16 protein-coding genes are annotated in these 19,107 nt (G+C 72.9%); 11 read left to right on the forward strand and 5 right to left on the reverse strand.

The window, feature by feature from the left end:
- Positions 1-49: 49 nt before the first annotated feature.
- Together ACIPUC_RS16230 and ACIPUC_RS16235 are read left to right on the forward strand one after the other, a co-directional pair.
- A complete protein-coding gene (locus ACIPUC_RS16230; protein ID WP_446590002.1) occupies positions 50-1,477 on the forward strand; it encodes a lipase maturation factor family protein in 1,428 nt (475 codons plus the stop codon).
- Positions 1,478-1,574: 97 nt separating this feature from the next.
- The gene (locus tag ACIPUC_RS16235) at positions 1,575-1,958 is read left to right on the forward strand and encodes a hypothetical protein (protein WP_446590003.1); all 384 of its coding nucleotides are present in this window, start codon (positions 1,575-1,577) and stop codon (positions 1,956-1,958) included.
- Positions 1,959-1,985: 27 nt separating this feature from the next.
- Here ACIPUC_RS16235 and ACIPUC_RS16240 read toward each other — a convergent pair whose 3' ends face one another.
- From ACIPUC_RS16240 to ACIPUC_RS16250, 3 genes are all read right to left on the reverse strand, one after another.
- Positions 1,986-2,195 carry a hypothetical protein gene (locus ACIPUC_RS16240; protein WP_446590005.1) on the reverse strand — a complete coding sequence of 70 codons (210 nt, stop codon included), beginning with the start codon at positions 2,193-2,195 and terminating at the stop codon, positions 1,986-1,988.
- Positions 2,196-2,290: 95 nt separating this feature from the next.
- Positions 2,291-3,070, reverse strand: coding sequence for a hypothetical protein (locus tag ACIPUC_RS16245; RefSeq protein ID WP_446590006.1), 780 nt, complete (start codon positions 3,068-3,070; stop codon positions 2,291-2,293).
- Positions 3,067-4,257 carry an ATP-binding protein gene (locus ACIPUC_RS16250; protein ID WP_446590007.1) on the reverse strand — a complete coding sequence of 397 codons (1,191 nt, stop codon included), beginning with the start codon at positions 4,255-4,257 and terminating at the stop codon, positions 3,067-3,069. The genes ACIPUC_RS16245 and ACIPUC_RS16250 overlap by 4 nt, the downstream gene beginning before the upstream one ends.
- 204 nt (positions 4,258-4,461) lie before the next feature.
- On the opposite strand from ACIPUC_RS16250, the gene ACIPUC_RS16255 reads away from it, so the two are divergent.
- The 4 genes from ACIPUC_RS16255 to ACIPUC_RS16270 all read left to right on the forward strand — a co-directional run bounded on the left by ACIPUC_RS16255 (position 4,462) and on the right by ACIPUC_RS16270 (position 8,807).
- A complete protein-coding gene (locus ACIPUC_RS16255; protein ID WP_446590437.1) occupies positions 4,462-5,850 on the forward strand; it encodes a cytochrome P450 in 1,389 nt (462 codons plus the stop codon).
- A 139-nt stretch (positions 5,851-5,989) separates the two neighbouring features.
- Positions 5,990-6,811: an inositol monophosphatase family protein gene (locus tag ACIPUC_RS16260; protein ID WP_446590008.1), complete on the forward strand. Its 822-nt coding sequence runs from the start codon at positions 5,990-5,992 to the stop codon at positions 6,809-6,811.
- Between the two features lie 59 nt (positions 6,812-6,870).
- Positions 6,871-8,289 (forward strand): phytoene desaturase family protein, encoded by a 1,419-nt coding sequence (locus tag ACIPUC_RS16265; protein WP_446590010.1) that lies wholly within the window; start codon positions 6,871-6,873, stop codon positions 8,287-8,289.
- Positions 8,289-8,807, forward strand: coding sequence for an O-acetyl-ADP-ribose deacetylase (locus ACIPUC_RS16270; protein WP_446590011.1), 519 nt, complete (start codon positions 8,289-8,291; stop codon positions 8,805-8,807). Before ACIPUC_RS16265 ends, ACIPUC_RS16270 begins: the two co-directional genes overlap by 1 nt.
- 7 nt (positions 8,808-8,814) lie before the next feature.
- Here the strand turns inward: ACIPUC_RS16270 and ACIPUC_RS16275 are convergent, their stop codons facing one another.
- On the reverse strand, positions 8,815-9,804 hold the full coding sequence (locus ACIPUC_RS16275) for a GlxA family transcriptional regulator (RefSeq protein ID WP_446590012.1): 990 nt from the start codon (positions 9,802-9,804) through the stop codon (positions 8,815-8,817).
- Positions 9,805-9,951: 147 nt separating this feature from the next.
- Between ACIPUC_RS16275 and ACIPUC_RS16280 the strand changes: the two genes are divergently transcribed.
- Positions 9,952-10,542 carry an isochorismatase family protein gene (locus ACIPUC_RS16280; RefSeq protein WP_446590013.1) on the forward strand — a complete coding sequence of 197 codons (591 nt, stop codon included), beginning with the start codon at positions 9,952-9,954 and terminating at the stop codon, positions 10,540-10,542.
- Here the strand turns inward: ACIPUC_RS16280 and ACIPUC_RS16285 are convergent.
- Complete coding sequence (locus ACIPUC_RS16285; protein ID WP_446590014.1) at positions 10,528-11,019, reverse strand: Lrp/AsnC family transcriptional regulator; 492 nt, start codon at positions 11,017-11,019, stop codon at positions 10,528-10,530. The two genes, ACIPUC_RS16280 and ACIPUC_RS16285, sit on opposite strands and share 15 nt — an antisense overlap.
- Positions 11,020-11,176: 157 nt before the next feature.
- On the opposite strand from ACIPUC_RS16285, the gene ACIPUC_RS16290 reads away from it, so the two are divergent.
- The 4 genes from ACIPUC_RS16290 (at position 11,177) to ACIPUC_RS16305 (ending at position 19,083) form a co-directional block, all read left to right on the forward strand.
- Positions 11,177-12,181: a DMT family transporter gene (locus ACIPUC_RS16290; RefSeq protein WP_446590015.1), complete on the forward strand. Its 1,005-nt coding sequence runs from the start codon at positions 11,177-11,179 to the stop codon at positions 12,179-12,181.
- A complete protein-coding gene (locus ACIPUC_RS16295) occupies positions 12,174-13,394 on the forward strand; it encodes an aromatic amino acid transaminase (protein WP_446590016.1) in 1,221 nt (406 codons plus the stop codon). Before ACIPUC_RS16290 ends, ACIPUC_RS16295 begins: the two co-directional genes overlap by 8 nt.
- Before the next feature lie 324 nt (positions 13,395-13,718).
- Complete coding sequence (locus ACIPUC_RS16300) at positions 13,719-16,985, forward strand: DUF3376 domain-containing protein (protein WP_446590017.1); 3,267 nt, start codon at positions 13,719-13,721, stop codon at positions 16,983-16,985.
- A gap of 31 nt (positions 16,986-17,016) precedes the next feature.
- On the forward strand, positions 17,017-19,083 hold the full coding sequence (locus tag ACIPUC_RS16305; RefSeq protein ID WP_446590018.1) for a SpoIIE family protein phosphatase: 2,067 nt from the start codon (positions 17,017-17,019) through the stop codon (positions 19,081-19,083).
- The last annotated feature ends 24 nt before the right edge of the window (positions 19,084-19,107 follow it).

Genomic DNA, 19,107 nt, shown 5'->3' on the forward strand with positions numbered 1-19,107 from the left:
AACTGCTCGATCCACGGGCAGGCGCCAGGGCGAAGGCGGGAGGGCTGCTGTGGAGTGGTTCACCGACGACGGTTACTGGCTGGGAAGACTGATCTTCCAGCGGGGCTTGGCCGCGTTGTACCTCGTCGCCTTCCTGAGCTCCGCCAACCAGTTCCGGGCGCTCATCGGTGAGCGCGGCATGCAGCCCGTGCCGCGCTTCGTGGCGGCCGTGCCCTTCCGCCGGTCGCCCAGCATCTTCCACCTCCACTACTCGGACCGGTTCTTCGCGATCGTCGCGTGGACGGGTGTGGCGCTCTCCGCCGCCCTGGTGGCCGGAGCGGCCGACCGGGTGCCGTTGTGGGCTTCCATGCTGCTGTGGGCCCTCCTGTGGGCCCTGTACGTGTCGATCGTGAATGTCGGGCAGACCTGGTACGCCTTCATGTGGGAGTCGCTGCTGCTGGAAGCGGGCTTCCTGGCGATCTTTCTGGGGAACGAGCACACGGCGCCCCCGGTCCTGGTGCTGTGGATGCTGCGCTGGCTGCTGTTCCGTCTGGAGTTCGGCGCCGGGATGATCAAGATGCGCGGCGACCCGTGCTGGCGCGACCTGACCTGCCTGTACTACCACCATGAGACCCAGCCGATGCCCGGCCCGCTCAGCCGGCTCTTCCACCGCCTGCCCAGACCGCTGCACCGGGCCGAGACCGCCGCGAACCACTGTGCGCAGCTCGTGGTCCCCGTGGTCCTGTTCGCACCGCAACCGGCCGCGAGCGCGGCCGCCGGCGTCATCGTCGTGACGCAGCTGTGGCTCGTGGCGTCGGGCAACTTCGCCTGGCTCAACTGGCTGGCCATGCTGCTCGCCCTCACCGCGGTCGACGGGGCCCTGGCCGCCGCAGTCCTGCCGCTGCCCGGGCCGCCCGCCTTCGCCGCCCCACCGGCCTGGTACCAGGGCATCGTGCTGGCGGTGACCGTGGTGGTGGCCCTCCTCAGTTACTGGCCGGTCCGGAACCTGCTGTCGCGGCAGCAGGTGATGAACACGTCCTTCAACCCGCTCCACCTGGTCAACACCTACGGCGCCTTCGGCAGCGTCGGCCGCATCCGGCACGAGGTGGTGATCGAGGGCACCGACGAGCAGGAGATCACCGACGAGACGGTGTGGAAGGAGTACGGGTTCAAGGGCAAGCCGGGCGACCCCCGCCGGCTGCCGCCGCAGGTGGCCCCGTACCACCTGCGGCTCGACTGGCTGATGTGGTTCGCGGCGATCTCCCCCGGGTACGCGCGGCCCTGGTTCGGGGCGTTCGTCGGACTCCTCCTCGAAAACGACCGGGCCACGCTCAAACTGCTGCGGGACAATCCCTTCCCGGCCTCTCCACCCGCCTGCATCCGCGCCCGCCTCTACCGCTACGCGTTCACCGACCGGAGCGAACGGCGAAGGACCCGGGCCCGGTGGCACCGCACGCTCCTGGGCGACTTCCTCCCCCCGGTCACCAAGGCACGATGACGACTTGCCTCCCCGGTGCGGGTTTATCCCGTGGCGGGCCGGACAGTCGCCGCACACAGGCCCTGTGGAACACCTTTCGCCCTTCGGAGGCCGGTCGATGGCCCGCATGCATCGTTTCCACGTGGATCTGGAGGGGCACTCCGTCTCCGTTCTCCTCGAATGGCCGGGGCGTGAGATCGAGGTCCTGGTGGACGGCAAGGTGGTCGCCTACCAGCGCAAGCCCGCCAGGAACGGCACGGTGCTGCACGCGGAGCTGCCCACCGACCCGCCGCAGCCGCTCACGGTCCTCGTGGAGGACATGGGGGACACCCCCTTCTGCTCGCTGGTGACGCCCGATGCCCGCTACCGCCGCTTCCTCATGCCCGAGGAGCCCTTGGTCACGCCCCGGAGCGGAGCGCCGAGGCCCGGCAGGACGCTTCGGCAGCTGGTCCGACAGCTGCTCCGCCGACTGCGTCGAGTCCTGCGCCGGGTGCGCAGGTGACCCGGGGCACGTCCCGGGAAAGTGGGGTCAGCCGCCGTACCGGGCACGGAACCACCAGGCAGCCAGGCCGACCACCGTGGTGCCGGCCCCGTAGGAGGCGCCCCGGAGGAACTGGTGCGCCACCACGCCGCGGCGGCGCACCGCCCAGGCCGACGTTCGCCGTGCCCCCTGACGGCACGCGCGGACCGGGCCGGAGAGGAAGCGGGAGAGGAAGCGGGAGAGGGAACGGAAGTTCACTGCATTGCTCCTTGGTGTGATCGGATTCCCGTGCACCTACAGGGTGTCGATCACGGCCCCGGACGGGCCAGGACAGATGTCCCTCGCCCGCCGAGTCAGGGGTATTCGGCCCGGACGGCCTCGTCCAGGAAGAACTGCCAGTTCCCCGCCACGTAGCGGACCAGGTCGACGAAGGGCGTCCGGCTCTCCGCGAGGCCGATGTCGAACTCCCTGAGGGCCGAGTACATTTCGGGAATGAGCCGCCCCACCGTGCGCGGCGCGTAGCCGGCCAGCCGCCCGATCTCCTCCCGGGTGGGCGCACCCAGCGCGATGGCCCGCCAGATGGCCCTCTTGTTCTCCTCCTGGAAGAGGATCCCGCTGGTCGACCGGGCTCGGTCGGACGGCAGATAGGGGTTGAGGACGGGATCGACGTGGTAGCGGCCGGCCGCGGCTTCCCGCACCGCCGTCTCGAGGGTGTCGAGGCGCCCGGTCCCCGGGCTCTTGGAGCAGTAGCTGCGCACGCCGAGGTTCTGGTAGGCGTAGAGCAGGTGGAGCCGCCGGTTCGCCTCGCCCGACGTCCAGACCACGGTCGGTACCGGCGCCGGGCGGCGGGCGTTCAGGGTGCGGACCGCGGTCAGTCCGCTGACCAGCAGCGCGTCGCCGCGCACCCGGAGCCGTCCGGACAGCCTGAGTGCGTCGAAGTCCCTGTTCAGGTGCTCGTAGAGCAGGTCGACGACGGCCGCGTCGAAATGCTCCGCGGCCAGCATCGTGTCCAGGTCCAAGGGGTCGCGGACGGCCGTCACCGTATGTCCGTACTCCCGCTCGAGCTCCCGGCTCACCGCACCTGCCAACAGATCGGAGTCCTCCACGAGGAGGATCCGCAGGCCCTGATTCATGACGAGGTCCTCTTGCTCTGCAGTGGAACGTCCAGTTGCATGACCGTGCCCGTCCCGTCCGCGCCGGGGCGCGCGGTCAGTTCGCCGCCGAGTGACCGGGCGGCGCCGCGCAGGTGGTTGAGACTGCGCGACTCGTCGTCCAGCACCCCCTCGGGCAGCCCCGGGCCGTCGTCCGCCACCTCGATCAAGATGCGGCTCCGGGTGAGGTCGCACGCGATGTCCACCGCGGTCGCCCCGTACTTCGCCGAGTTGGACAGCAGGTCGCCGAGGGCCCGTCCCACCAGGACACCGATCGGGCGGCCGACGGAGGCAGGACCGACGCGCGGGGTGGAGGCGATGCGCAGCACCCCGGAGAACGTACGGATCCGTTCGCTGAGCAAGGCGGCGAGCGGTACCTGCTCGCGGGTCAGGAGCAGCTCGATCCGGTAGTTGCTGACCGCCACTTCGAGCTCGTCGAGCTTCTCGTGGACCCGGGGCGGATCGGCCACGTCGGCTCTGATGGACGCGATTCCCGACTTCACATGGGAGTGGAGGAAGTCGAAGAACTCGGCGAAGTTCTGCTGCTGGACCTCGATCTGCTTCTCCGCCGCGGCCATGCACATCTTGCTGATGGCCATGCCGAGGATGAACCCGACGGACAGCCACATCGCGGAGACGGCGGCCGACACCACGTGCGCCCGTGCGAGCCCGCCGTTGTTCACGTACGCCAGGAGCAGGAAGTACGAGAAGTATCCGGCGAGCGCGGCCGCCTCCGCCGCCCGTCGCCATCGCACCAGTCTTCCCCACGGCCAGGGGTAGTAGGCGAGGAACAGCCACATCGGGGCGGAGTAGTTGCATCCCGGTACGCACAGGATCGACTCCCCGAACGTCCCCGGTTCGGACATGGCCATGAGCAGCGCGTTGATCAGCAGGGCCTGGACCGGATAGCCGATCGTCCACCAGCCGCCGCGGGCCAGCGGGCCGTATCCGCGGAGGTAGAACGGTACGAACGCGAGGTGCGCGAAAGCCAGGAACAGCACGATCGTGTTTCCGCTGCCGCCGTACGGGTCGAAGACCGAGCTGACGAACAAGGTCATGGCCTGGAACACCGGCCCGGACCACTCGAGGTTGCCGACCATGTACCTGATGGTCGTGCTGGTCAGTTGCTCCCGGTCCGCGAGGCGGCGGACCTCTGAATCAGTAGCCACACAGACCGCCCGGTCATGCTCAACGGGTGGGACGCCGACGATGGTTGCACACCGGTGCCGTGCAAGGAGGGGACAAGTGTCCTTCATTCCGCGCGCGCTGCCCGGCCACTCTGGCGCCACCGTGTGAGGCGACCCGCAGGCCTCGGCACGGCGGTTCCCGGCGACGGGGACCGAAAGGAGCCCCGAGGAGTGCTAGTGGAACGCATGTTGGACACCTCGCTTCGCGCCGACATCGCCGGCCCGTCCGGCAACCGCCTGGTCAACTACGTCAGGTTCCTGCGCAACCCGGCGCGCTACCTGCTCGGCCGGGTCGCGCCGCTGGCCTCCGAAGGCCTCACCCCCGTGAGCGGCCGTGACGGCGCCCTCATGGTCGCCCGCGGCCAGGAGGCCGTACGGACGTTCTTCACCGACGGGGAGGCGTTCCAGCGTGCGGACGGCGGCATCTTCTCGCTGCCCGGCGGACAGAGCTGGTCCGGCATGTTCGACACGGTCCTCACCGCCACGGGCCAGGACCACCGCCGTCGCCGGAAGCTGATCGCGCCGGCGTTCCACGGCAACCTGATGGAGGTCTACCGGAGCGTCTTCGAGGACACGTTCGAAGGGTCGAGGTTCGCCGACGCCGGCGCCGGCCCGTTCGACCTCGTGGCGGAGTACCGCCACATCGCCAGGATGAACATGCTCGTCTGCCTCCTCGGCCTGGAACCCACCCCGCGCAACCTGCGGCTCGCCGGTGACATCACCGACCTGCTGAACTCCATGTTCCGACCCTCCGTGATCATGTTCCGGTCGTACCGGACGTGGACGCCCTACGGCCGCTGGGCCGGCCGGGTCGAGAGCGCCCACCTCCGGCTGGCCGCTCTCATCGAGCAGAGGCGGCAGGAGCCGCCGAAGTGGGACGCCCTGTCGGTGCTGTGCCACGCGGTCGACGAGGAGGGCGGCCGGCTCACCACCGCGGAGATCGCGGGCGAGCTGCACGGCCTGTTCGCGGCGGGGTACGAGACCACGGCGAGCGCCATGATCTGGTCGACGCTGACGTCCATGAGCCGTCCCGACCTCCTGCCGGACGGCCTGGACGCCGTCGTCAAGGAGACCCAGCGGATGCTCCCGTCGGTGGCCCTCTCGCTGCCGCGCCGCGCGCTCCGCGAAGTCCGCCTCGGCGGTTCGGCCGTCGCGCCCGCGGGCGCGGTGGTGTTCGTCTCGCCGCTGTTGGAGCACCGGAACCCGGAGGTCTTCCCCGATCCCGGCCGGTTCCGGCCGGAGCGCTGGACGGACTTCCGTCCTTCCCCGTTCGCGTTCCTGCCCTTCGGGATCGGAAGGCGGCGGTGCCCCGGCGCCGGCTTCGCGGACCTGCAGGTGCGGACGACCCTCGCGCTGGTCTTCGAGCGCTCCGGGTGGCGGCTCTCCGACACGCGCATCGGCTTCCGGACCGAGAGCGGTGTGATCCTGCTGCCCGACCGTCCGCTCCCGGTACGGCGGGGGCCGCGCCGGCGACGGCTGGACCGGATCACGGGACCGCTGGCGGGCCTCTGGCAGCCTGACGGGATCGCGCGGCCCGCGGCGCGGCCGGAGGGCGTGGGGCGTACGGACGCGTAGGGCGCGCTCCCCGTAGCCCGGCAGGCCGGGCAGGCCCGGCCCCGGCGCCGGCCCGGTTCACCCCCGGTACATCCCGAGTCCAGCCGTCCGTCGGGGATTGTCGGTGGGGTTTGCCGGTCGGGCGTGATGTGATGGGTGCATGATCGATGAGTTCCTTACCCATGGCCTGTCCGACGTGGAAGAGGCCGTCCGCAAGGCGGCGGCGATCGAGATCATGCCGAGATTCCGGCAGCTCGCCGAGCACGAGGTCGACGAGAAGAGCGGCCCGCACGACCTGGTGACGGTCGCCGACCGCAGGGCCGAGGAACACCTCACCGCGTCCCTCCAGCGGCTGCTCCCCGGCTCGGCCGTGGTCGGCGAGGAGGCCGTGCACGCCGACCCGACCGTGTACGGGGCGCTGCGCGCCGACGCCCCGGTGTGGATCGTGGACCCGGTCGACGGCACCCGGCAGTTCGTCTCCGGCGACCCGGCCTTCTGCACCTTGGTGGCACTGGCCCAGCGCGGGGAGATCCTCGCTTCGTGGACCTTCGCCCCGGCCCTGGAGGAGCTGGCGACCGCCGTGCGCGGGCAGGGCGCGTACGTCAACGGAGAGCGGATCCGCAGCGGCTCGCCCGAGCCGGGCGCCGACCTGCGGGTCGCCATGGCGCACCCGCTGTACACCTCCGGGGAGGACAAGCGGACCCTCGGCCGCCTGGACGTGCCGGGCGTGGCGGCCAGGCCCTGCGGATCGGCCGGTCTGGAGTACCTGAAGGTGGCCCGCGGCGAGATGGACGGCCTGGCCTTCACCTGGCCCTCGGCCTGGGACCATGCGGCGGGGCTGCTGCTGGTCGCGGAGGCCGGCGGGGCGCAGAGCACCGTCGACGGGGTCCCCTTCCGGGTGGACCGGGACAACGCGCTGCCGTTCGCCGTCGGACGGGACGAGGCCACCACCGTCCGCATCCGCGACCTGCTGAGGGGCTAAGTCCGCGGCAAGCCGGAATATCCTGGGGGCGGTGGCGCCGCCGGACGAAGGAGTCGCAAGTGCCGTCGATTCTCGATGCGGTCGTGGTGGGGGCGGGGCCCAACGGGCTGACGGCCGCCGTCGAACTGGCCCGGCGGGGCTTCTCGGTGGCCCTCTTCGAAGCCGCGGACACGGTCGGCGGCGGGGCGCGGACCGAGGAGCTCACCCTCCCCGGCTTCCGCCACGACCCCTGCTCGGCGGTGCACCCGCTCGGCGTGGGCTCGCCGGTCTTCGCGACGATGCCGCTGAAGCGGTACGGGCTGGAGTGGCTGCACCCCCCGCTGCCCATGGCGCACCCCTTCGACGACGGCACGGCAGCGGTCCTGTCCCGCTCGGTCGCCGAGACGGCGGCGTCCTTCGGCCCGCGCGACGCCGGCACGTACCGGCGCCTCGTCGAGCCGTTCCTCGGCAAGTGGGACACCCTGGCCCGGGACTTCATGTCGCTGCCCGGTACGGCCCTGCCCCGCGACCCCGTCACCCTGGCCCGCTTCGGGCTCGCCGGGCTGCCGCCCTCCACCTGGCTCCTGCGCCGCTTCCGCGACGAGCGGGCCCGTGCGCTGTTCGCCGGGCTGGTGGCGCACGTCATCGCGCCGCTCGACGGGATCGCCACCAGCGCCGTCGGCCTGATCTTCGCGCTGGCCGCGCACGCGAACGGCTGGCCGATGCCGCGCGGCGGCTCGCAGTCGATCTCCGACGCCCTCGCGGCGTACCTGCGCGACCTCGGCGCCGCCGTCCACACCGGTTTCGAGGTCAAACGGCTCGACGACCTCCCGCCCGCCCGCGCCTACGTCTTCGACACCTCGCCGACCGCGCTGGCCCGCATCGCCCGCCTGGGCCGCGCCTACGACGGCTACCGGTACGGCGCCGCCGTGTACAAGATCGACTACGCGCTCGACGGCCCCGTCCCGTGGACCGCCGAGGAGCCGCGCCGGGCCGGGACCGTCCAGATCGGCCCGCGCACCCGCGACATCGACGCCGCCCTGCAGCTGGCCTCGGGGGGCCGGGCTCCCCGTACGCCCTTCCTCATCACCTCCCAGCCCAGCCTCGTCGACCCCGGCCGCGCACCCGAGGGCAAGCACGTGTTCTGGGCGTACGGCCACGTGCCCAAGGGCTGGCACGGCGACCTCACCGACGCCGTCGAGCGCCAACTGGAGCGCTTCGCACCGGGCTTCCGCGACCTGGTCCTGGCCCGCGCCACGGCCGGCCCGCCCGAGCTCGCCGCCCGCAACCCCAACTACGTCGGCGGGGACATCGCCTGCGGCGCGGCGTCGGGACTCCAACTCATGCTGCGCCCCAAGCTCACGCTCTCCCCGTACACGACGGCCCACCCGGCGGTCTTCCTGTGCTCCTCGGCCACCCCGCCCGGCCCCGGGGTGCACGGCATGTCCGGCCACAACGCCGCCAAGGCCGTGTGGCGCCACCTGCGAAAGGGCTCCTGATGGTCCGCATCACCCTGGTCCGCGGCGACATCACCGCCGAGAAGGCCGACGCGATCGTCAACGCCGCCAACTCCTCCCTGCTCGGCGGCGGCGGGGTCGACGGCGCCATCCACCGGCGCGGCGGCCCGGAGATCCTCGCCGCCTGCGAGGACCTGCGCCGCTCGCACTACGGCAAGGGCCTGCCGACGGGCAAGGCCGTCGCCACCACCGCCGGGCGGCTCCCGGCGGAGCACGTCATCCACACCGTCGGCCCGGTCTGGTCGCGCGAGGACGACCGCTCCGAGCTGCTGGCCTCCTGCTACCGGGAATCCCTGCGGGTCGCCGACGAGCTGGGAGCCCGTACGGTCGCCTTCCCGGCCATCTCCACCGGGATCTACGGGTGGCCCATGGACGACGGCGCGCGGATCGCCGTGGAGACCGTAAGGGCGGCCCGGACGGAGGTGGACGAGGTGAGGTTCGTGCTCTTCGACGAAAAGGCCTACGCGGCCTTCGCGGCGGCCGTCGAGGCCGCGGACTAGGCAGGGGCTACGAGGACGACCGGAATCGGTTGCGGTATTCCGTCGGCGTCGTGTCGAGCTGCCGGCGGAACGCCCGGATGAGGGTGTCGGTCGTGTTGAAGCCGCAGGCGGACGCGACGCGTTCGAGGGTGGCGTCCGTGGATTCGAGCTGGTTGCGCGCGACTTCGACGCGGGCGGATTCGATGTAGGCCGCCGGGGTCATGCCCAGTTCCGTCTTGAAGATCCGGGTCAGCTGCCGCTCGCTCACGTGGGCGTGCGCGGCGAGGTCGGTGACCGTGAGCTGCTCGGCGATGTTGCGGGTGATGTGGTGGCGCAGGTCCTCGACGCGGCGCGTCGTCGAGACGGGTTCGAGCGGGACGCTGAACTGGCTCTGCCCGCTGGGCCGCTTCAGGTACATCACCAGCTGCCGGGCGATGCGCAGCGCGACGGCCTCGCCGAAGTCGTCGGCCACGAGGGCCAGTGACAGGTCGAGGCAGGCGCTGATGCCCGCGCCCGTCCACACGTCCTGGTCGCGGATGAAGATCGGATCGGCGTCGACCTCGACCCGGGGGTGCTCGGCGGCGAGTTGCCGCGCGGTCGACCAGTGGGTCGTGGCGCGCCTGCCGTCCAGCAGGCCGGCCTCCGCGAGGATGTGGGCCCCCACGCAGACGGAGGCGACGCGCCGGGCCTGCCCGGCGAGCGCCTTCACCCGGCTGACGACGGCGGGGTCGCTCACGGCGCGCACGCGGCCCTCGGCGTCGAGTTCGACCGCGCCGGGCACCAGGAGGGTGTCGATGCTCCTCCCCGCGACCTCCTGGAAGGTCGTGTCGGGAAGGATGCGCACCCCGGCGGAGGTGGTGACGGGGTCCATGGTCTCGGCGGCCAGGACGACGTCGTAGCCCGTCGCCTCGCCCGTCTCGCGCCGCAGCAGGGCGAACACCTCCGGCGGTCCGGTGACGTCCAGCAGGTCGACGCCGTCGAAGAGGACGATGACGACGAATCGTCTGACGGGGCTCAACTGGTCTCCGTTCGGCAGGCTCAGGCGATGTCCGTATCTGCAAGTCACATGACATTGCCGACACGTCCGGTGGGTCATAGCGTTCCATACGAGGCCGCCGGCCAGCGGCCCGGATCTTCCAATGCGACTTCCGAGGACGGTACTTCCATGCCTTCGACCACCCTGCGCGAGCTCAGCGGCCTCGATCGGACTCCGGCCTCGCTGGCCGACGCGACGCTGATCCTGGTCGACTACCAGAACACCTACACCCGCGGCGTGATGGAGCTGGCGGGCTGGCAGGCCGCCCTCGACTCCGCCGCCGCGCTGCTGGCCAGGGCCCGGGAGGCCGGCACGACGGTCATCCACGTCGTGAACGACGGCGGCGTGGGGACCCCGTACGACATACGGGACGAGATCGGCCGGATCCACCCCGGCGTGGCTCCCGTCGAGGGCGAAACCGTCGTGGTCAAGACGGTCCCCAACGCCTTCGTCGAGACCGACCTGGGCGAACACGTCGACGCCGCGGGCAACAAGAACGTCATCGTCATCGGCTTCATGACCCACATGTGCGTGGCCTTCACCGCGGAAGGCGCGTTCCTGCGCGGCAACCAGCCCACCGTGGTCGCCGACGCCTGCGCGACCCGGCCCCTGGGCACGGCGGTCGCCGACCTGACCGCCGAACAGGTCCACCACGCCGCGCTCGCGACGATCGCCGATCTGTACGGGGTCGTCGTCCCGTCCGGCTCATCGCTGAGCTGAGGCCCTCGGGGAGGACCGGGGGGAGGGGCGGGGGTAGGTACGGGACTGCTTGACGCTGCCGTACGCGAAGCTCGACTCGATCGAGGCGATGCCGGGGATGGCGTGGATCCGGTGGCGCACCAGGGCCTCGTACGCCTCCAGGTCCTCGATGACCACGCGCAGCAGGTAGTCGCTGCTGCCCGCCATCAGGTAGCAGTCCTGGATGTGCTCGATGACCGCGACGTGCTCCTCGAAGATCCGGACCGCCTCCGCCGTGTGGCGCTCGAGCCGGATCCGGACGAAGACGGTCACCGGGAGCCCGAAGGCGACCTGGTCGACCATGGCCGTGTAGCCGCGGATCAGACCCGCCTCCTCCAGGCGCCGGACCCGGCGCAGGCAGGGCGACGGGGAGAGCCGGACGCGGTCGGCCAGGTCCTGGTTGGACAGGCGCCCGTCGGCCTGCAATTCCCGGATGATCTGCAGATCGACTGCGTCCATGGCCACTCCTCGACGGATCATCGGCGGTTCTTGGCAGATCCTGCCCCAAACGTATGTCCGAGCGGCAGAACTGGCAATCGGCTGCCCCGGCCGAAGCCCTAGCGTTGCCCGGGAACGGACCAGACCGGTCCGGTCTCGTAAGGCTGGAGCAACGACCGTGGTCGCAACGCACATCCCCGGGGCGACCGCGCCTCCCCACACGGCGGGCCCGCCGACCGGACACCCCGGTCGGCGCAGGCTCTCCCCGCAGACGGGCCGGCGCAGGCTCTCCCCGCAGACCGAGGGCGTCCTGGCCCTGCTGGTGACCGTGTCGATCTGGGCCGCCTTCGCGCTCAGCGCCCGGGCCCTGAGCACCTCCACCCTGCTGCCGGCCGACGCCGCACTGCTGCGCTTCGGCGTCCCGCTCGTCGTCCTGCTCCCCGCGCTGTGGCGGCGCCGCCACAGCATCGCGGCGGTCCGGCCCGGCCCCGCCCTGAAGATCGTCTGCGGTGCCGGGGTGCCGTTCTTCCTGGCGGCCATGCACGGCGGCGCCCTGACCTCGGCGGCCTTCGTGGGCTCGATCGTCCCCGGGATGGTCCCGCTGTTCGTCTCCGCGCTGATGGTCGCCCGCGGGCACGGCGCCCCGCGGGGAACGCAGGCGGCCGGGCTCACGCTGATCGCGGTCGGCGTCGCCGCCCTGGTCTGGCGCTACGTCGTCCCGGTGGACGCGGACGTCCTGGAGGGGGCCGGCACGCTCCTGGTGGCCAGCGGCCTGTGGGCCCTGTACACCGTGGGCCTGCGCGACGTCGCCCTCGACCCCGTCGGATCGATCGGCCTGCTGTGCCTGCCCTCCTTCGCGATCGTCGGGGTCCTGGTCCTGACCGGCGTGCTCCCGACCGGCCTCGCGCACGCCGCGGGCGCCGACATCGCCCTGTTCCTCGTCGTACAGGGGCTCGGAGTCGGCCTCTGCGCCGGCCTGCTGTACGCGGTCGCCATCCGCAGGCTCGGCGCGGAGCGCAGCTCCGTCGGCGGCAGCCTCAGCCCCGTGGCCGTCGTCCTGCTGGCCATCCCCCTGCTCGGGGAGACACCCGGCCTCGCCGTGCTCATCGGCGTCCCCCTCATCACCGCCGGCGTCGTCCTCGCCAACCGACGCCCACGACCCAAGGTTCCCGCACATGCTTGAGCTCCTCCCGCCGCCGCCCACCGACCCGCTGTGGGACCTGACCGCCGAGTTCGCCGCCGACGAGCGGCCCGAACGCCTCAACCTCGTCCTCGGCGTCTACCGCGACCACACGGGCCGCACGCCCGTGATGACGGCCGTCCGCGAGGCGGAGATCCGCCTGGCGGAGCGGGCCGAGTCCAAGGAGTACCGCGGGCTCTCCGGCAGCACCGCCTTCAACCGCGCGATGCAGGCGATGGTCCTGGGGCCCGAGGCGCCGGCCGACCGGGCCGTGACCGTCCAGACCGTCGCCGGCTCCGGCGCGCTGCGGCTGCTGGCCGACCTGATCCGCCGGACCCGCCCGGGCACCACGGTGTGGATCAGCGACCCGGCCTACGTCAACCACCGGCCCATCCTGGAGGCCGCCGGGCTCGAGGTCCGTACCTTCGGCTGGCGCGACGCCGAGGGCGGCTTCGACGCGGAGGGCGTACTGCGGGAACTGAGCGCGGCGCGGCGCGACGACGTGGTCCTGCTCCAGGGCTGCTGCCACAACCCGACCGGAGCCGACCCCACGCTGGACGCCTGGGAGGCGCTGGCCGAACGCGCCGCGCGCGACGGCTGGGTTCCGTTCGTCGACCTCGCCTACCACGGGCTCGGCGACGGCCTGGAGGCCGACCTGCTGCCCACGCGCATCCTGGCCGCACGCGTGCCCGAGATGCTGATCGCCGTCAGCTGTTCGAAGAACTTCGGGCTCTACAGCGACCGCACGGGCTGCGCCATCGTGCTCGGCACGTCCGCCCGGGCACTGGGGCACGCCGAGACGGCCCTGCAGAACGCGGCCCGGACGCTGTACTCCATGCCGCCCGAGCACGGCGCCGCCGTCGTGGCGACGATCCTGGAGGACGACGGGCTGCGGTCGCTGTGGCGGGCGGAGCTGGAGGTCATGCGGGGCAGGATCACGGCCAACCGGGCCGACCTGACGACCCACCTGAGGGCTCTGGGCCACGACCCGCAGGCCCGTGCACTCGACCGCCAGAAGGGCATGTTCTCGATGCTGCCGCTCACGGCGGAGCAGATGCTCGAACTGCGCCACGGGCACGCCGTCTACGGCACCACCTCGGGCCGGATCAACATCGCCGGGATAGCCGGGCACCGGATCCCGCGGCTCGCGCAGGCCGTCGCCGCGGTGCTGGACGCGGCGCACGCGCCGCGGCCCCTCGAAGGCCTCGCGCGCTAGGGCGAGGACACCGCCGGAACACACCGCCGGAACACACCGCCGGAACACACGACAGTCCCCGGCAGTCCCGCCGCTTCCATGAGCCATCCGCCGTCGCCGATGGCTCCCGTGGATCGCGGAGATCTGCCGGGGGCCTGGCCAGAGCCTGGACAAGGGTCACGCGGGCCTCTGGACGTCTCCGGAGGGAGGTGCGGCTCTTTCCGGTTTTCCGGTATATTGATGAGTTTCCTCCGTATTTCCGGCTAGTCAAGACATTTCTCCCAGGTTGCCGGTCCGGCAGGAGTCGCGCTGCGCCCTCCCTCGTTCCGGGGTGACGCTGAGGGTATGAACGCCACCGCTCAGGGCACGGGCACGCGCAGTTCGGAACTGCGGCTGGCTCTCGCGATGCGGGGAGGGGTGAGCCTCGCCGTCTGGATGGGCGGGGCCTGCTGCGAGACGGCGGCGCTGCGGCGGGCGGCCGACCCGCCCCCGGCCCCCGGGGAGCAGCCGGAGCCGGAAACGGCCGTCTACCGGTCCCTGCTCCGGTCCTGCGGCTACACGGACGTCGACATCGACGTCGTCGTCGGCACCAGCGCCGGCGGCCTCAACGGAGTGCTGCTCGCCTGCCACCTCGTGTACGGGATGCCCTTCGGCGCGGGCGTACGGGACGTCTGGCTGCGCCTGGGCGACCTCGAAGGCCTGCTGCGCCGCTCGATCCCCTTCCGCGTACCGGACTCCCTGATGCGCGGGGACGAGGTGCTCTACGGCGAACTGCGCAGGTCCCTCGACGTCCTGCTGGCCGACGCCCCGGAACCGAAGCGCCCCGCCGGATCGCTCCGGCTGATCCTGACGGCGACCCGGCTGCGGCCCCGCCGCGACTGGGTACGGCCCACCCGCGGGGTGCCGTTGCTGGTCGGCCGCTCGAACGCCTACTTCCGGTTCCGCCACCGGGCTCCCCTGACCGACTTCCCCAGCGGCGCCGCCGCCCGGAAGGCGGCCCTGGACCGGCTGGCCTTCGCCGCCCGGACCACCTCCTCCTTCCCCGGTGCCTTCGAGCCGGGCAGGCTGTACGTCGGCGGCGCCCCGCCGCCGGCGGACGAACCCGGGCCGGTGGACCTGCGCGGCGTCAGCAGCGAGACCGGCTACCCGGACAACGACCTCGACGGCTGCGTCGAACTCGTCGACGGCGGCCTGCTCGACAACATCCCGGTGGCGTGGGCGGTCCGCGCCATCGCCGGAGCCCCCGCCACGCAGAAGACCGACCGGTGGCTGCTGTTCCTCCAACCCGTACCGCCCTTCCCGCCGAAACCGGAGCCGGCCGGCAGCCGCCGGGTCACCCGGCTGGTCCGGATGGCCCTGAAGTCCGTGACGGTGAAGACCGGTTCGGAATCCCTGCGCGACGACGCCCTCGAACTCCGGGCCACCGACGCCGCCGCCCAGCAGGCCCGCGCGGTCACCGGCGCCCTCCCGCCGAACCTCTCGGCCCTGGAGTTCGCCGCGGCGGCCCGGATGGGCGCCTACCGCCGTACCGTCGGCACCGGCGAGGCGAAGCGGCTCGTCCGCCTCCTGGAGGACCCGGCGGACGTGACCGGCCCGGACCCGCTGCCGCTGCCCCCCGGACCGGGCCCGCTCGACCCGCTGGACGCCGGCCCGGGGGAGGGCTCGGTGTCCCTCTTCGCGCGACTGTGCGCCGCCGGGGGCACCATGACGCTCCCCGACGTGTGCGGTCCGCTCCCCTTCCCGGGGCGCTCCCCCCTGGCCCTGGCCCGTACCGTGCGGCTGCTCATGGACTGGCTGCGGGCGTACGAGGCCGGGGCGCCGGCCGCGGACCCGCACGCGATGGCGGACTGCCGCGAGCGCCTGTACGCGTACCGGTTCGCCATCGCCACGCTCATCGCCGCGCGGGACCGCCTGCTGCTGCGCACGTACGGGGCGGCACTGGCCGGCGGTACGCTCCCCGCCCGCCCCACCGGTCCGCTGTACGAGGCCACGGCCCTGCTGGGCGACCTCCTGCCCGCGGTCCCGGCGGCCGGGGCGGACCCCGCCGACTGGCGTGCCTGGTCGGGCTCGCTGGCCGCGGCCCTCGACCGGGCCGACGCCGCTCCGGCCACGGCCGCCTCCGGGCAGTGGCCCGAAGGCCTCTACCGCGACCTGTGGGAACGGGCCGGGGAACTCGGGCGCCACCTCGGCCAGGCCATGGCCCCCGCGGCCGTCGACGGGTACCAGGCGCTCCACGAAGCCGCCGCCGGCGACGGCCCCCAGATGAGGGACGCGCTGGCCGCCGCCGAAGTGCTGCTCGGCCCGCTGCGGCCGGACCCGCTCGCCGAGGCCTCCGACATCGCCTTCCACACCATGTCGGCCGCCAGCACCAGCTGGGCCACGCGCGAGGTGCTCAAGGACGCGGACCCCAACTCCCCGGAGGACATGGTCAAGGCCAAGCTCAGCGGCAACCAGCTCGCCAACTTCGCCGCGTTCCTCAGCGCCCGCTGGCGGCTGAGCGACTGGACCTGGGGCCGCCTGGACGCCGCCGCCTCCCTCGTGTCGGTGGTCGCCACGGACGAACGACTGGCGGCCGCCTTCGGGGGCGCCGACCCCGCCGACCCCGACTACCCCGGCGTCGAGGAACTCGGGGCGCTGGTCGCCGACTCCGTCCCGGATCCCGCCCTCTTCAAGGAGCTCTACCAGAAGGCCCTGGTCTCCCTGCCCGGGGCGAGCCGCTGGGACCGGGTGCGCGACACGCTCACCGCCCTGCGCCAGCGCGAGATCCTCGACCAGGAGCTGCCGCTGATCGCAGTCCTGCACCGCAAGGGCATCCGTGCCGGGAACCGGCCCCTCATCCCCGAAGCGCTGCCGCTGACCACGCCCGCCGACGTCGAGCGGGCCATGGACGCCTTCCGGGCGATCGGCGCCGAGAAGGTCGGCGCACTGGTCCGGGCCCGCGACCCGCGCCGGGCCGCCGTGCGCACCGGGCTGCTGGCCTGGCCCGCCCTCCAGCCCGCGAGGGGGTTCGTCGCCAGGCTGGCCCAAGGGGTGCTCGGGCTGGTGAAACCGGTGCTCTGCCTGGTGCCGATGGTCGCCGTGCTCGCACCCCTGCCGGCCGTGGTCGCGGCCGCCCTGATGTGGACCGCGGTCGCCTTCAGCACCGGGCAGTGGTCCTCCCTGCCCGGCCACGTCCCCGTCGCCGTCCTCGCCGCGATCTCCCTGGCGGCCTGGCCCTGGCCGAGGCTGCGCGCCGCCTGGCAGCGGTGGCCGGCGGTCGTCGTCCTCGCCGCCGTTCCGGCGTCGGCCCTGGTCCTGCTGCGCGGCGCGGCCGAGGACTCCGTCCACGGATGGCCCCTCACACCGATCGTCGGCGCCGCCTCCGTGCTCGCCGCCGGAGCCCTGCTGTACGTCGGGACGGAGCCGGCGCACTGGTGGCGCGGGGTTCTGCCCGCCCTGGCGGCCGGGGGAGCCGCCGCCCTCATCCAGTTCGGCCGTGCCGGGCTCGGCGGGTGGTGGGCGGCGCTCATCGTGTACGCCGTCCTCTTCGTGGTCACCGCCGTCCACCCCTGGCTCTACCCGGAGCCGGACACAGAGCCGCCCGGCCAGCCCTCGGATAGGGTGAATCGGTAGCAATGAGACCCCCCGGGGCGAGGTCGGTGCGGTGGACACTTACCAGTCGACGAGCGAAGTGCCGGACCCGCCGGCCGCAGCCGTCGGGTACGCGGGCGTGCTCCGCGAGCTGCTGCCGATCGCCCTGTGGCGCGAGGACGCGGACGGCCGCATCGTGGAGTGGTCGCTCGCCGCCCAGGACCTGCTCGGACACCGCCCGGAGGACATCCTCGGCCGCCCCGGCAGCTCCGTCCTCGTCCCCGAGGCCAACCGCGGGCTCGCCGACGACCTGACCCGCCGCGTCCAGGCGGGCGAGACCGTCGTCGGCACCCTGCCCGTGCGCCACCGCGACGGCCACCGCGTCGTGATGGAGATGTGGATCGTCCCCGCCGCCGACCCGCAGGGGCGTACGGGGGCCATGCTCATCGCCGTGGAGACCTCCGAGGTCCTCCACATGCGGGACTCGCTCGCCGCCCTCCAGAGCCTGTTCACCCAGTCGCCGATCGGCCTCGCCACCCTGGGCACCGACCTGCGCTTCCTCCGCGTCAACGACGCCCTGGCCCGGATGAACGGCGTGCCCGCCGCCGCGCACCTGGGAAAACGGCTCACCGAGGTGGTCCCGGGGGTCAACGCCACCGTCCTCGAGGCCACCATGCGCCAGGTCCTCGAACGGGGCACGGCCGTCGTCGACGTCCGCCGTACCGGACGCACCGCCGCCGACCCCGACCACGACCGGACCTGGTCCTGCTCCTACGCCCCGCTGCTCGACGGATCGGGACGGCCCCTGGGCCTGATCGCCTCCCTCATCGACATCACCGACGGACAGCGTGCCCAGGCCGAGGCGGAGCGGGCCCGGCACCGGTTCGCCCTCCTGGCGGAGGCCGGCACCCGCATCGGCACCACCCTGGACCTCCACCAGACCGCCCAGGAGATCGTGGACCTGCTGGTACCGCAGCTCGCGGACTCGGCCGACGTACAGCTCCTCGAATCGGTCCTGGGGCCGGACGAGGCCGCGGCGGCCGCGGCCTCCACCCGCGGCGTCATGCGCCGTCTGGCGGCCGCCTTCCCCGACCCGACCGCCCCCACCGCGAAGCTCCAGGCGGGCCAGACCTTCCAGATCCCCGCGGACAGCGTCTACGAGCGGGTCATCGCCGAAGGCCGGCCGATGGACCTCTACACGCCCGACATCCCGGCCCTGATCACCGACCCACGCGCCGACGCCCTGCGCACCTATCTGGCCACCCTGGGCTCCGCCCGGATGATCCCGCTGGTCGCCCGCGGGCAGGTGCTCGGCGCGGTCGCGGTGACCCGGCTGCGCGAGCGGGAGCCCTTCGACGACGAGGACCGCGTACTCGTCGACGAGCTGGTCGCCCGCGCCGCCCTCAACATCGACAACGCCCGGATGTACACCCGCCAGCGGCACGCCGCCCTGACCCTCCAGCGCAGCCTCACCAACAGCGAGCTCCCCCGGGTCGCAGGCCTCGAGCTGACCGGGCGCTACCTGCCCGCCAGCGACCACGACGTCGGCGGGGACTGGTTCGACGTCATCCAGCTGCCCGGCGGCCGGACCGGTCTGGTCATCGGCGACGTCATGGGCCACGGGATCCACGCGGCGGCCGTCATGGGCCAGCTGCGCACGGCGGTACGGACCCTCGCGCGCCTGGACGTGCCCCCGGAGCAGATGCTCCGCTCGCTCGACGCCGTGGTGGCCGACCTCGGCGAGGACGAGATGGCCACCTGCGTCTACGCCGTCCACGACCCGGCGTCCGGCAGCTGCGTGATCGCCCGCGCCGGCCACCCGCCGCCGGCCGTGGTCGCAGCCGACGGGACGACCACCTTCCTGCACGGCCCGCCGGGCACCCCGCTCGGCACCGGCGGCCAGGACTTCCGCACCGAAGAGGTGCGCCTGCCCCCGGGGAGCCTGCTCGTGCTCTACACCGACGGCCTGATCGAGGCCCGCGACCGGGATCTCGACGAGGGCATGGACCAGCTGGCACGGGTCCTCGCGGCGGCGCGGCAGCCGCTCGGCGAGCTGTGCGACAGGATCCTGGAGCAGCTGCTGCCGTTCGACCCGCAGGACGACGTCGCGGTACTCCTGGCCCGGACCTGCCCGGCGTGAACACGGCCGGTGTGGACACGGCCG

It is taken from the genome of Streptomyces sp. LARHCF249 (assembly GCF_052871255.1).

What these genes read in the sequence shown, in the direction of transcription:
- ACIPUC_RS16260 (WP_446590008.1), top strand. Translation starts at nt 5,990, where the DNA reads ATGATCGATGAGTTCCTTACCCATGGCCTGTCCGACGTGGAAGAGGCC.
- ACIPUC_RS16270 (WP_446590011.1), top strand. Translation starts at nt 8,289, where the DNA reads ATGGTCCGCATCACCCTGGTCCGCGGCGACATCACCGCCGAGAAGGCC.
- ACIPUC_RS16245 (WP_446590006.1), bottom strand. Translation starts at nt 3,070, where the DNA reads ATGAATCAGGGCCTGCGGATCCTCCTCGTGGAGGACTCCGATCTGTTG.
- ACIPUC_RS16235 (WP_446590003.1), top strand. Translation starts at nt 1,575, where the DNA reads ATGGCCCGCATGCATCGTTTCCACGTGGATCTGGAGGGGCACTCCGTC.
- ACIPUC_RS16295 (WP_446590016.1), top strand. Translation starts at nt 12,174, where the DNA reads ATGCTTGAGCTCCTCCCGCCGCCGCCCACCGACCCGCTGTGGGACCTG.
- ACIPUC_RS16280 (WP_446590013.1), top strand. Translation starts at nt 9,952, where the DNA reads ATGCCTTCGACCACCCTGCGCGAGCTCAGCGGCCTCGATCGGACTCCG.
- ACIPUC_RS16255 (WP_446590437.1), top strand. Translation starts at nt 4,462, where the DNA reads ATGTTGGACACCTCGCTTCGCGCCGACATCGCCGGCCCGTCCGGCAAC.
- ACIPUC_RS16285 (WP_446590014.1), bottom strand. Translation starts at nt 11,019, where the DNA reads ATGGACGCAGTCGATCTGCAGATCATCCGGGAATTGCAGGCCGACGGG.
- ACIPUC_RS16300 (WP_446590017.1), top strand. Translation starts at nt 13,719, where the DNA reads ATGAACGCCACCGCTCAGGGCACGGGCACGCGCAGTTCGGAACTGCGG.